At 71.0% G+C, this 12,802-nt stretch carries 11 protein-coding genes; 6 read left to right on the plus strand and 5 right to left on the minus strand.

Going from position 1 to position 12,802, the window contains the following annotated elements:
* Positions 1 to 90 precede the first annotated feature (90 nt).
* The gene (secA2, locus tag Pka01_RS06320; RefSeq protein WP_203881635.1) at positions 91 to 2,379 is read left to right on the plus strand and encodes an accessory Sec system translocase SecA2; all 2,289 of its coding nucleotides are present in this window, start codon (positions 91 to 93) and stop codon (positions 2,377 to 2,379) included.
* An 18-nt stretch (positions 2,380 to 2,397) separates the two neighbouring features.
* Here secA2 and Pka01_RS06325 read toward each other — a convergent pair whose 3' ends face one another.
* Positions 2,398 to 3,033 (minus strand): hypothetical protein, encoded by a 636-nt coding sequence (locus tag Pka01_RS06325; RefSeq protein ID WP_239114773.1) that lies wholly within the window; start codon positions 3,031 to 3,033, stop codon positions 2,398 to 2,400.
* 660 nt (positions 3,034 to 3,693) lie between these two features.
* Here Pka01_RS06325 and Pka01_RS06330 point away from each other — a divergent pair.
* Entirely contained in the window at positions 3,694 to 4,566 is an 873-nt protein-coding gene (locus Pka01_RS06330) for a lytic polysaccharide monooxygenase auxiliary activity family 9 protein (RefSeq protein ID WP_203881636.1), read from the plus strand.
* 62 nt (positions 4,567 to 4,628) lie between these two features.
* Here Pka01_RS06330 and Pka01_RS06335 read toward each other — a convergent pair whose 3' ends face one another.
* A complete protein-coding gene (locus Pka01_RS06335) occupies positions 4,629 to 5,954 on the minus strand; it encodes a lanthionine synthetase LanC family protein (protein ID WP_203881637.1) in 1,326 nt (441 codons plus the stop codon).
* A gap of 174 nt (positions 5,955 to 6,128) precedes the next feature.
* Positions 6,129 to 6,524 carry a VOC family protein gene (locus Pka01_RS06340; RefSeq protein WP_203881638.1) on the minus strand — a complete coding sequence of 132 codons (396 nt, stop codon included), beginning with the start codon at positions 6,522 to 6,524 and terminating at the stop codon, positions 6,129 to 6,131.
* 268 nt (positions 6,525 to 6,792) lie between these two features.
* Here Pka01_RS06340 and Pka01_RS06345 point away from each other — a divergent pair, with 268 nt between their 5' ends.
* Together Pka01_RS06345 and Pka01_RS06350 are read left to right on the plus strand one after the other, a co-directional pair.
* Positions 6,793 to 7,254 (plus strand): pyridoxamine 5'-phosphate oxidase family protein, encoded by a 462-nt coding sequence (locus Pka01_RS06345; RefSeq protein ID WP_203881639.1) that lies wholly within the window; start codon positions 6,793 to 6,795, stop codon positions 7,252 to 7,254.
* 10 nt (positions 7,255 to 7,264) lie between these two features.
* Positions 7,265 to 8,347, plus strand: coding sequence for a zinc-dependent alcohol dehydrogenase family protein (locus Pka01_RS06350; protein ID WP_373318101.1), 1,083 nt, complete (start codon positions 7,265 to 7,267; stop codon positions 8,345 to 8,347).
* Here the strand turns inward: Pka01_RS06350 and Pka01_RS06355 are convergent.
* Positions 8,344 to 8,814, minus strand: coding sequence for a CBS domain-containing protein (locus Pka01_RS06355; RefSeq protein ID WP_203881640.1), 471 nt, complete (start codon positions 8,812 to 8,814; stop codon positions 8,344 to 8,346). The two genes, Pka01_RS06350 and Pka01_RS06355, sit on opposite strands and share 4 nt — an antisense overlap.
* 36 nt (positions 8,815 to 8,850) lie before the next feature.
* Positions 8,851 to 9,582, minus strand: a complete 732-nt coding sequence (locus Pka01_RS06360) for a CBS domain-containing protein (RefSeq protein ID WP_203881641.1) — start codon at positions 9,580 to 9,582, stop codon at positions 8,851 to 8,853.
* Positions 9,583 to 9,656: 74 nt separating this feature from the next.
* On the opposite strand from Pka01_RS06360, the gene Pka01_RS06365 reads away from it, so the two are divergent.
* Both Pka01_RS06365 and Pka01_RS06370 read left to right on the plus strand, forming a co-directional pair.
* The gene (locus Pka01_RS06365; protein WP_203881642.1) at positions 9,657 to 11,318 is read left to right on the plus strand and encodes an NAD(P)/FAD-dependent oxidoreductase; all 1,662 of its coding nucleotides are present in this window, start codon (positions 9,657 to 9,659) and stop codon (positions 11,316 to 11,318) included.
* Positions 11,315 to 12,739: an ATP-binding protein gene (locus Pka01_RS06370; protein WP_203881643.1), complete on the plus strand. Its 1,425-nt coding sequence runs from the start codon at positions 11,315 to 11,317 to the stop codon at positions 12,737 to 12,739. The genes Pka01_RS06365 and Pka01_RS06370 overlap by 4 nt, the downstream gene beginning before the upstream one ends.
* The last annotated feature ends 63 nt before the right edge of the window (positions 12,740 to 12,802 follow it).

A 12,802-nucleotide genomic window follows, 5' to 3' on the forward strand; every position in this document is an offset into this window, starting at 1 on the left:
GGGGGTGCCCGGTCAGGTTGTGAGACCGGATAGTGGCACCATGAACCGGGCAGACGGAACCAGTCCGGCAGGTGAGTCGTTGGAGCGTGCATGGCCTCGGTAGCTGACTTCGTCAGGCGTTTTCTCGACAGGCCGGGAAGCATCGACCTGACGCCGTTCCAGCGGACGGTCGAGCAGGCAGGGAAACTCGAGGCCGAGGTGCGCGAGCGCGCCGAGCTCCGCGCGGGCGAGGTGGGCACGCCGGAGTTCTGCGCCGTGATGCGCGAGGCCGCCCGCCGATCGCTCGGTGAGCGGCCCTTCGACGTCCAGCTCGTCGGCGTGCTGGCCATGCTGGAGGGCCATGTCGCGCAGATGGCCACCGGCGAGGGCAAGACGCTGGCCGGAGCCCTGGCCGCCGCCGGGTTCGCGCTCCAGGGCAAACGCGTCCACGCGGTGTCGGTCAACGACTACCTCGCCCGCCGCGACGCCGAGTGGATGCGGCCCCTGTTCGAGATCCTGGGCCTCACGGTCGGCTGGATCTCCGAGACCTCCACGCCCGAGGAGCGCCGGGACGCCTACGCCAAGGACGTGACCTACGCCGCGGTGAGCGAGCTCGGCTTCGACGTGCTCCGCGACCGTCTGGTCACCGATCCCGCCGCGCTGATCGTCCCCGCACCGCAGGTCGCGCTCGTCGACGAGGCCGACTCCGTGCTCGTCGACGAGGCCCGCGTGCCGCTGGTGCTGGCCGGCGCCGCCGATCCCGGTACGGCGGTGCCGGAGATGGCCGCACTGGTCCGGCGGCTGTCCCGCGGCTACCACTACAAGATCGACCCTGACGGGCGGAGCGTCTTCCTCACCGCCAAGGGCACCGACACGGTCGAGAAGTCCCTCGGCGTCGACCTCTACGAGGATCCGAGTGTGGTGACCGAGGTCAACCTGGCCCTGCACGCGCACGCGCTGCTCACCCGCGACGTCGACTACATCGTGCGGGACGGCCGCGTCCACCTGATCAACCAGTCGCGCGGCCGCGTCGCACTTCTGCAGCGGTGGCCCGACGGACTCCAGGCGGCGGTGGAGGCGAAGGAGAAGCTGCCCGCCTCGGAGACCGGGGAGATCCTCGACTCGCTGACCATTCAGGGCCTGCTGCGCCGTTATCCCCAGATCTGCGGCATGACCGGCACGGCCGTCGCCGTCGGCGAACAGCTCCGCGAGTTCTACGACCTCAAGGTCGCCGTGATCCCGCCCAACAAGCCGTGCGTCCGGGTGGACGAGCCCGACCGGATCTACGCCACCGCGGAGAGCCGCCAGGAGGCGCTGCTGGACGAGATCTCCGCCCAGCACGCCACCGGCCGGCCCATCCTGATCGGCACGCTCGACGTCGCGGAGTCCGAGCGCCTCGACGAGGCGCTCCGCGCCCGGGGCCTGCGGCCTGTGGTGCTCAACGCCAAGAACGACGCGGAAGAGGCGGCGATCATCGCCAGAGCCGGCGCACGCGGCACGATCACGGTCTCCACCCAGATGGCGGGTCGCGGCACGGACATCAGGCTCGGCGGCCGGCCGGCGGATGACGACGAGGCCGCCGGCCAGTCAGAGGAACACGCTGCTGAGAGTGACGTGGCGGAGCTCGGGGGGCTGTACGTCATCGGCACCGGGCGGCACGACAGCAGCAGGCTCGACGACCAGCTCCGCGGCCGCGCCGGACGGCAGGGCGACCCCGGCGGCTCGGTCTTCTTCGTCAGCGGCGCGGACGAACTGCTCACCGCGTACGCGCCTGACGAGTCACTCCCCGCCGCCGACCCCGACGGAGTCGTACGGCACAAGCGGGCGGCAGAGCTCGTCGCGCACGCCCAGCGGGTCGCGGAGGGTGTGAATCTGGAGATCCACCGCAACACCTGGCGTTACACGCGGCTCATGGAGGAGCAGCGGACGCACATACTCGAACTGCGTGACCGGGTCCTTCATGAGGACTCCGCGGTGCAGGCGCTGCGTGAGGCGCTTCCCGACCGTTTCAGCGAGCTGAGCGAGGCCGTCGGCGCCGAGGTCGTCGAGCAGGCCTGCCGGCAGATCGTGCTGTTCCATCTGGACAGGTGCTGGACCGAGCACCTCGGTTACCTGGCGGACCTCCGCGAGGGCATCCACCTGCGGGCGCTCGGACGGCTCAACCCGCTCGACGAGTTCAACCGCGAGGCGGCGCCCGCCTATCGCAGTCTGCTCGACGAGGTGGAGCAGCGGTCGAAGGAGACGTTCGAGACGGTCGACGTCACCGCCGATCTGGGCGACCAGGGGCTCAAGCGGCCCACCGCGACGTGGACGTACCTGGTTCAGGACAACCCGTTCGGCTCCGACTGGGACCGCGTGCTGCAGCGCGTGGCCGGGGCGCTTAAGCGCCGCAAGAAGTAGGGGGGCGGCGCAGGCCGTTCAGGCCCGGCGATTGGCGGCCCGGCGAAGCGCGCTCCTGCCCGCGGCCGCCGCGACCGCGCAGACGATGAGAGCGGCCGAGATCTCCGGGCAGGGCACGACGGGCTCGGAATAGGGCCCAGAGGCCGACACCGCGCTGAAGCCCGGAGCGGCCGACGCGCCGTCGTCGGCCGCGGCCGTGGCCGCGGGGGAGACCGAGCCGGGGGCGGCCGGGGAGGCGGGGGAATCTCCGGCGGGCGGGGACGCCGGGGAGACGGCGGCGGCCGGGGAGGCCGTGGCGGACGGGCAGACCATCACCGGCCCGTTGGGCGAGTCGTCCTCGACGCCGTAGGCCCCGGACGAGAAGGGCCGCGGGGTGCCCTTCTTGCCCAGGCCCTGGCCCCACTCGGTGACGACGTAGGTGACCGAGATGTGGCCGGCTCCGCCGTTGCCCTCGACGGTCAGGGAGGAGCCGTCCCAGGTGCCGCCGGTCAGGTCGGCGAAGGTCTTCCCGTCGAGGTCGAGCATCACGCCCTTGTTCGACGGGATGCCCGGCCCCCGGTCACCGATGAAGAAGTCGGCCTTCTTGCCCTGGTAGACGACATAGCCCTTGGTCCCCAGGGGCCAGCTCGGGCTTGCCGCGAGGCCTTTCTGCATCGGCTCGCCCGAGGCGGGGCTGCCGGTGTCTCCGTTGACACCCGATCCGTCGTCCCAGAAGTAGGAGGCGGTCGTGGTGCCCTTGAGCAGCGGCTGCTCGGTGCAGCCGGACGGGCTCTGTGCGGGGTTCTGGGAAGGCTGTGCCGCGATGCTGGAAATGGGGGATCTCCTGACTGGTCACGGTTGAGTAATCGGACATTAAGCCAAGAACAAGTCAAACCCCAAGCTGTCGCCACGAAATTTTACTTTTGCCCTATACAGTCACAAACACCTCAAAGCGACCGTCCGCAGCGGGAAACTCGCAGGTCAGTGAGGCATCAGGGCGCACAGCGAGCACCAGCCCGGGTGTGATCCGGCACTTCGGAAGGCCTTGCGTCCGCCACGGGGAGGTCGTGACAGGACCACTCCGTGCATGATCACGGACGGCGTTCGCCCAGGCCGGGCCGGGAATCCACGAATCCGTGCATGATCACGACCAGAGGGTGAGGAGGTCGGGCGCCTTGATCGCGAAGGGGTGCATGATCACGCGGGAAAGGGGGGCGTTGACCGGCAACCTTTCTCGGAGTAACTTCGATCAAACTCTTAGGAAACTTAACTAAGAGTTAAATCACAGCCGACGCCGTGAACTGCATGAACACCCCCCGCCAAAGGAGATTCCTGATGAACAGGAAACGAACTGCCGCGATCGTCGCGGCCCTCGGCAGCATCCCGTTGCTGGCCGTTCCCGCGGCCCTCGCCCACGGCACCATGCAGAACCCCGTCAGCCGCGCCTACGCCTGCTTCCTGGAAGGCCCGGAGAACCCGCAGTCGGCGGCCTGCAGGGCGGCCGTAGCGGCCGGAGGCACCCAGGCCCTCTACGACTGGAACGAGATCAACCTCGCGAACGCCGCCGGTCAGAGCCGCTCGATCATCCCGGACGGCAGGCTGTGCAGCGCCGGCCGGGACAAGTACAAGGGATTCGACCTCGCACGGACCGACTGGCCCGCGACCGCCGTCAACGCCGGCTCGTACACCTTCACCTACCGCGCGACCGCGCCGCACCGCGGGACCTTCGAGCTCTACCTCACCAAGCAGGGCTACAACCCCGCCCAGCCGCTGAAGTGGTCGGACCTGGACGCCACCCCGTTCCTGCGGGTGACCGACCCGGCACTGACCAACGGCGCCTACGTGATGACCGGCACGATCCCCTCCGGCCGGACCGGCCGCCACCTGATCTACTCGATCTGGCAGCGCTCGGACAGCCCCGAGGCGTTCTACACCTGCTCCGACGTCACCTTCGGCGGCGGAGGCAACCCCACCCCCACACCGACCCCCACGCCCACGAGGACCCCGACGCCCACACCCACTCCCACACCGACGCCCACGCCGACGCAGACCCCGCCCGGCTCCACTCCCGCGTGGAAGGCCGGAACCGCCTACGCGGTCGGCGCGAAGGTCACCTACGGCGGGTCCACCTACCAGTGCCTGCAGGCCCACACGGCCCTGACCGGGTGGGAGCCGCCCAACGTGCCCGCCCTGTGGAAGAAGCTCTGACCCATCCCGTACGGCCCGGCCGGCGCGAGCCTGCCGGGCCGCACCCCCTCAACGAGCGGAGGTCAGGAGTCGTCGCCCAGCATCCGCGCGGGCACCGGGATCGCGGGGAAGGGGTTGTCGGGCAGCAGGATCATGCGCCGTGGCGCCGCCGCGAGATCGGCGGCGTCGAGATGGAGCAGCGCCGACCCGATGCCCGCCGCCCCCACCATGTAACCGGTGTCCGCCGTGACCTCCCACGGGCGCAGTCTCCGGTAGGCCTGGTACCAGCGGTAACCGGCCTGGTCGTGGGCCGTCGCCCGGCCGATGAGGTCCTGCCCGACCGACCGGGCGTGCTGCAGGTAGGTCTCGTTCCCCGTGGCGGCCCACAGGCCGATGAAGAACTCCAGGAGCCCCGCGCTGCCGCAACACTGGCAGGCCACGTTCCAGTAGCCGGAGGTGTGCCGTCGCGGCACACCGCTCTGGACGACACCGTGCGCGAGCCGCTCGACCCAGTCGAGGTCGCCCGGGTCGCCGGTGACCCGGTGGAGCTCGTAGAACATCCGGGCGACCCCCGCAGAGCCCGAGCAGAATCCCAGGTAGTGCAGGCTGCGCCCCTGCGGCACGTGGTGCGGCACCATGGCGCACTTGTCGGTCACCACGCTGACCGTACGGACGAAGTCGGCCCCCCTGCGCGCGGCCGCCAGGAAACGCTCGTCCCCGGTCACGCCGTACAGGCGGGCGAGCAGGAAGGCGGTGCCGGCCGTACCGGACAGGAAGCCCGGGGTGACGGCGTCGACCGGCAGGTCGGCGCAGGCGCCGTCGCCGAACCGGTGCCCGGGCACGGCGAGCGAGGCGATGCGCTCCCCCGCCTCGACGGCCACCTCCTCGTAGACCGGGACGCCGAGGATCCCGGCGGCGTGCAACAGCGCGAGCACGATGCCGCCGTCGCCCCGCTGGGCGGGGTCGCCGGTCCACCCGATCCCGTCGCCCAGGGGACGCACGCTGCGGACGAGCTGGTCGGCCGCCGCCCGGGCGGCCTCGCCGATCTGCTCGTCGTCGGTCGCCCAGCCCACCTCGGCCATGGCGAAGACGGTCCCGGCCAGACCGTGGTAGAAGGTCAGGTCGGGCTGGTCGGGCCAGGTTGCGGCGAGGTAGCGGGCCCCGGCCCTGGCGTCGTCGAGATAGGCCTCGTGCCCGGTGGCCGCCGCCAGTTCCAGGAAGAACAGGACGATCCCGGCCGCGCCGGCATAGAGGGACGACGGATGACCGGCCTTCGCCGATCGGCCCTGCGGATCGGGATTGGCGACCCAGTGGCGGCCGAGCGCGTCGTCGGCGGCCGCGGACCTGACCCAGCGCGCGGCCATCACGGCGGCTGTGGTCGGCGTCTCAGCACATGCCCACGAGCTCATAGCTCATTATCCCATATTGTTGGTAGGTAATAGGGTTACTTTCCGGTGCGAATCCCCACAGTCCCGGTGGTCCGACCGGCCGGCATGATCCAGATTGCCTGCGCGGATCGGCTCACCGGCACCACGGCTACGGCACCGCGCGTGTGGGCATGATTTCGCGGACCGGAAAGATTTTCAATCGAGCACCCTGTGGTCCCGTCGCAGCGGGTGATCCGGCGGTATCTCAACGATGACGATCGGCGTCCCGTCGGGGTCGGCGATCCACATCTCCACGAGCCCCCATGGCTCCGTCACCGGGCCGCGGGAGATCGCGACCCCGGCGGCGGCGAGGCGGTCGCGCTCGGCGTGGACATCCCGGACCTGCAGCCAGATCGCCGGGCCGCGTCCGGAGGGGCCCTCCGACCGCCCGGAGACCTCGAGCAGTCCCTGGCCGAGGAAGAACACCACCCCCGGGTCGTCCGCCGGTCCGAACTCCCGGTGGACCGCCAGGCCGAGCACGTCCCGATAGAACCGGCGGCTCGCGTCGAGGTCGGCGGGGCGCAGAAGAATCCGGCTGCTCAGGACTTCCATAGGTGGATCCTGCCCACGGTCGCCCGGGCCGTCACCCCTCTCCCCATGACTCACATCCGGCGGGCAGCGGGGCCTTTCGTCCCCCGCACAGGGGCCGGAAGGCCGTGCCGCGTGCACGCGCGGCGGACGACGCTTGACTCACGGCGGCCAGGGCGCGGTCCCTGCCGGCGTGCTCCACCAGGCCACTACTCGGGGCGGCACCGGGCACACCAACTTATGAGGGCCGCACGAGGCGTCACGCGGCCGAGCGAGCGATCAGGAGATCCACATGACGGAAAGCTCCGTGCCGGCCCGCGAGCCAGAGCGGGCCGCGCCGTACCCACCGGAGAAGATCGACAAGGACGAGTGCCTGCGCCTGATCGCACCCGGCGGCGTGGGCCGCGTCGCCTTCGGCGTGTACGCCGGACCGGTGATCTTCCCGGTCAACTACGCCCTCGTCGAAGGCGTCGTCCTGATCCGCACCGCCTTCGGCGGGCCCATGGACGAGGACCTGCGAAGCGGCGTCGAGGGCTGCGAACTGATGATCGCCTTCGAGGTCGACCGGTTCGACTACACGAAGCAAGAAGGCTGGAGCGTCCTCATCCGGGGCGGCGCCCACCATGTGGTGTCCGAGAGCGAGCGGGCCGCGGCCGTGTCCACCGGTCTTGAGTCGTGGGCGGGCGGCGAGCGTGACCTGTACATCAAGGTCGTCCCCGTGGAGATCACCGGCCGCCGCATCTCGCGAACCTAGGATCACGGGCATGGGACACGCTCAGCCCCCGGCGAAGTCTCCGGCGGAGTCTCGGGCGGAGATGGACGCCTGGGTCGTGGCCCGGCCGGGGCCGATGGACACCCACCCCCTGGAGCGGGTCCGGCTGCCGGTGCCCGTGCCGGCACCTGGCGAGCTCCTGGTACGCGTCGAGGTCTGCGCGGTCTGCCGTACCGACCTCCACCTCGCCGAGGGCGACCTCCCGCCCCGCAGGCCGCGGACCGTTCCCGGACACGAGGCCGTGGGCAGGGTCGCGGCCCTCGGCGCCGGTACGGCCGGGCCGCCGCCAGGCACGCGGGTGGGTGTGGCGTGGTTGCGCTCGACCTGCGGGGCGTGCCGCCACTGCCGCCGCGGAGCGGAGAACCTGTGCCCGTCGTCCACCTACACGGGCTGGGACGCGGACGGCGGCTACGCCGAGTATCTGACCGCTCCCGCCGCCTACGTCTACCCGCTCGCCGACGACGCGGACGCCACCGGCCTCGCGCCCCTGCTGTGCGCGGGGATCATCGGCTACCGCGCCCTGCTCCGGGCGGACCTCCCGCCCGGCGGACGGCTCGGCATCTACGGATTCGGGGCCTCCGCCCATCTGACCGCCCAGATCGCGGTCGCCGAGGGCGCCGCCGTACACGTCATGACGCGGTCGGCGGCGGCGCGGGAACTCGCCGCGAAGCTGGGCGCGGCCTCGGTGGGCGGCACCACCGACAGCCCGCCGGAGCCGCTCGACGCCGCGATCCTGTTCGCCCCCGTGGGCGATCTCGTGCCCGTCGCGCTGGACGCGCTCGACCGGGGCGGCACCCTCGCCGTCGCGGGGATCCATCTGACCGACATTCCCGCGCTCGACTACGAGCGCTCCCTGTTCCAGGAGCGCACCCTGCGCAGCGTCACCGCGAACACCAGGGCGGACGGCCGGCGGTTCCTGGAACTCGCGGCCGTCCACAGGCCCCGGGTGACGACCACGCCCTACCCGTTCCACGAGGCCGACCGGGCCCTGCGGGACCTGTCGGCCGACCGCGTCGAGGGCGCGGCCGTACTGATCATGGGAAGCGGCCCGGATGACCCGACGGAAGTGATCTAGCAAGGCGGCAGCACCGGCTCCAGCCGGAACAGGCCGCCGCGCACGTCCATCGGGCCGCGAGGAGGCGTGGCCCTGCCGGCGACGGCCTTCAGGACGTCGAGCGCGGTGATGAGTCCCTGCAGGGTCCCCTCGGCGCCGGTGACGGGCACGACGTCGACGTCCGTGTCGATCATCAGGGCGGCGACGGCCGACATGGGCATGTCCGGCGTTGCGCAGGGGCAGGGCTGGGCGTCGAGCAACCGGACCACCGGCACGCTCGACTGCTCGGCCGGCCCTCCCGACCAGTGGCTGGCCAGGTCCTCACGCCTCAGCACGCCGACGATCCGCGATTCCGCGTCGATCACCGGGAGGTGATGCAGGTCCGCCCGGCGCATGAGCTCCCACGCCATGAGCGGGGACTCGTCCGGTTCGACGGTGACGAGCATCCGGCTCATCACGTCGGCCGCTCTCATGGTTTCAACGGTCATCTGTGCACCTCCCCCGGGCCACCTCTGCGGAGCCCCTCAGATGTAGAGGGGCGGGACGGTCCTGCCGAGATCGTCCTCCGCGAACGAGAAATCGGCCTCCACGTCGACGACGCCGTCCACCTGCCAGACGACGTCGAGGAGGAGCGCGATCCGCGACCGGCGGTCCACGCTGCCCGCCAGTGACACCACGCCGTCCTCCACCTGGACCGTGCAACTGCGGGTGAACGGTCCGACCAGGGCGAGCACCTCGTCGCGGACGTCCTCCGGAGACCGGGCGAAGACCTTCAGCAGGTCCGCCTGGCGGACCAGGCCCAGAATGCATCCCGTCCGGGCGTCCACCACGGGGAGTTGCCTGATCCTGTTGTCGCGCATGAGCCGTGCCGCATGGCGCAGAGGCGTGTCCTCGGTGACCGTCACCGCGGGAGCCGTCATGATCTCCGCCGCGGTGCGGCCCATCGCCTTCCTGCGCTGACGGCGGCGCGCCGCCCCTTCGAAGATCGAGTCGCCGGGCCGCGCTCCCCCGATCCCCTTGAGCAGCAGGTCGTCGTCGGAGATGACGCCCAGCACGCACTTGTCGCGGTCCACCACCGGAACGGCGTCGACGTTGAAGCGGCATACGGCGTTGACCACGTCGGTGAACGAGGCGCCCGTCTCGACCGCGATCACGAACCGGCTCATGACGTCACGCACGGTCATCGGCACGGCGCTCTCCTCCCTCAGCACCAGCCTGACCTGCGGATCCCGGGCGTGGAGTGGGCCGAAAGTCACCGCTTGGCGGGACCTATGGCCCTACGGGGACTTCGGAAACCCCACGTTCAAACGGACGTGATTGGATGGTCTCCATGGCAAATCCCGCGATCCTGACCGTTGACGACGATCCGGCCGTTTCGCGCGCCGTGGCCCGAGACGTCCGACGCAGATACGGCGATCGTTACCGGGTGGTCCGCGCGGAATCCGGAGATTCCGCGCTGGAGGCCCTCCGGGAGATCAAGCTGCGCGGCGAGCAGGTCGCGGTGATGCTCGCGGACTACCGGATGCCGCACATGAACGGCATCCAGTTCCTCGAGCAGGCCATGGAGTTCTTCCCGCTGGCGCGCCGGGTCCTGCTGACCGCGTACGCCGACACCGACGCCGCCATCGACGCCATCAACCTCGTCGATCTCGACCACTACCTGCTCAAGCCGTGGAACCCGCCGGAGGAGAAGCTCTATCCGGTGGTCGACGCGCTGCTGGACGCCTGGCTGGCCACGCCCGACACGTCCATCCAGGAGACCCGGGTCATCGGCCACAAGTGGTCCGCGCCGTCGTTCGCCGTGCGTGACTTCCTGGCCAGGAACCTCGTGCCGTACCGGTGGCTGCTGGCGGACGATCCTGAGGCGGCGCGCCTGCTCGCGGCGGCCGGGCTGTCGGAGGGCGACGTGCCGGTGGTGGTCACGCCGGACGGCAAGTCGCTGGTCAAGCCGACCGAGGCGGATCTCGCCGCCCACGTGGGGCTGTCGACCACCCCCGCCTCGGAGTTCTACGACGTCGCCGTGGTCGGCGCCGGGCCCGCTGGTCTCGGCGCCGCCGTCTACGGCGCGTCAGAGGGGCTGCGGACCGTGCTCGTCGAGCAGCGGGCGACGGGCGGGCAGGCCGGCCAGAGCAGCCGGATCGAGAACTATCTCGGCTTCCCCAATGGGGTGTCAGGCGCCCAGCTCACCGACCGCGCCCGCAGGCAGGCCCTGCGGTTCGGCGCGGAACTGCTCACCACCCGCGAGGTGATCGGCCTCGAGGGCGGCGGGACCACGAGCCGGCTCCTGCGGTTCGGCGACGGCACGGCCATCGCCGCCCACACGGTCGTGCTGGCGACCGGCGTGTCCTACCGGAGGCTCGACGCTCCGGGCCTCGACGAGCTGACCGGTCGCGGCGTCTTCTACGGGTCGGCGTCGACCGAGGCCCCGAGCTGCGCGGACCAGGACGTCTACATCGTCGGCGGGGCGAACTCCGCCGGCCAGGCGGCCGTCTACTTCTCGCACTACGCCCGCCGGGTGCACATCCTCGTGCGGGGCGACGATCTCAGCCGCTCCATGTCGCACTATCTGATCGATCAGATCAAGGACGTCCCGAACATCGAGGTGCATCCGCGCACGACGGTCGTCGGCGGCGAAGGTACGGACCATCTCGAACGGATCACTCTGTGCGACGGACGCACGGGTGCCACGAGAACCGTGGAGACCTACTGGCTCTTCGTGTTCATCGGTGCCGAGCCGCGCACCGACTGGCTCGGCGACGCGATCGCCCGCGATCGGCACGGCTTCGTGCTGACCGGGCCCGACCTCCTCGCCGAGGGGCGCAGGCCCGCCGGCTGGGCGCTCCCCCGCGACCCCTACCACCTGGAAAGCAGCATGCCCGGCGTCTTCGCCGCGGGCGACGTGCGGTCCGACTCGGTCAAGCGCGTCGCCTCGGCGGTAGGCGAGGGCGCGATGGCGGTGTCCCTCATCCACCGCTACCTGGAGGCGCAATGACCACGCGGCTGACCCCTGACGAGCTGCGCACCCTCTTCCTGTTCGAGGCGCTCGACGACGACCAGCTGGCCCTCCTGGCCGACAAGGGCGAGGTCGAGCACCGCGACGCGGGCACCGTCGTCTACGCGGAAGGCGAGCCGGCGACCTGCTTCTTCGTGCTGCTCAACGGCACCGTGTCGATGAGCAGGCGCGTGCACGGCGACGAGGTCGAGGTCAACCGCACCGAGCAGCGCGGCGTGTACGGCGGCGCCACCCAGGCCTACATCGGCGACCGGGTCGACCAGACCTACCTCAACACGCTGCGGGCGATCACCGAGTCCGACTTCTTCGTGTTGCCGGCCGAGGACGTCGCCGAGGCGGTCCGCGAATGGTTCCCCATGGCGATCCACCTGCTCGAAGGTCTGTTCTTCGGCATGCGCGCGACCCAGACGATCGTCGGCGAGCGGGAGCGGCTGCTGGCCCTCGGCTCGTTGTCCGCCGGGCTGACCCACGAGCTGAACAACCCCGCCGCCGCGGCGGTGCGGGCGACCGCGTCCCTGCGCGAGCGGGTCTCCGGCATGCGGCAGAAGCTCGCCATGATCGCCGACGGGCGCCTGGACGGCTCCCAGCTGCATGATCTCGTCGGGCTCCAGGACCAGGCCGTCAAGCGGGCGAGCACCGCGCCCGCCCTGTCCGCGATGGCCACCTCGGACGCCGAGGACACGGTCGCCGACTGGCTCGACGACCACGACATCGCGGGGAGCTGGGACCTCGCCGCCACGCTCGTCGCGGGCGCCGTCGACGTCGAATGGCTCGACGAGATCGCGGGCGCGGTCGGAGCGGACAACCTGGAGCCGGCCGTACGGTGGCTCGGCTACACCATCGACACCGAGTTGCTGATGGGCGAGATCGAGGACTCCGTCACGCGCATCTCCGGCCTCGTCGCGGCGGCCAAGCAGTACTCCCAGCTCGACCGCGCTCCGCACCAGACGGTCGACGTCCACGACCTCCTCACCGCGACGCTGACGATGATGCAGGCCAAGATCCCCAAGGGGGTCCGGGTCGTCAAGGAGTACGACCGGTCGCTGCCCCAGATCCCCGCCTACGCCGCCGAGCTCAACCAGGTGTGGACCAACCTCATCGACAACGCCCTCGGCGCCATGGACGGGAGTGGCACCCTCACCCTGCGGACCTCGCGGAAGGACGACCGCCTCCTCGTCGAGATCTCCGACACGGGCGGCGGCATCCCCCCGGAGATCCGGCCGAGGATCTTCGAGCCGTTCTTCACCACCAAGCCGGTGGGCGAGGGGACGGGACTGGGCCTGGACATCTCCTACCGCATCGTGGTGAACAAGCATCACGGCGACATCAGGGTGGAGTCGGAGCCGGGGGCCACCACCTTCCGGGTGTACCTGCCGATCGAGGACCAGGACCGGCCCTAGGGTCCCGGGCGTTCCCGGACCTCCTGGATACCCCGGCGGCGCGGCCTGACGGCTCCCGGGCGT

This window comes from Planotetraspora kaengkrachanensis (assembly GCF_016862895.1).
Classification (GTDB): domain Bacteria; phylum Actinomycetota; class Actinomycetes; order Streptosporangiales; family Streptosporangiaceae; genus Planotetraspora; species Planotetraspora kaengkrachanensis.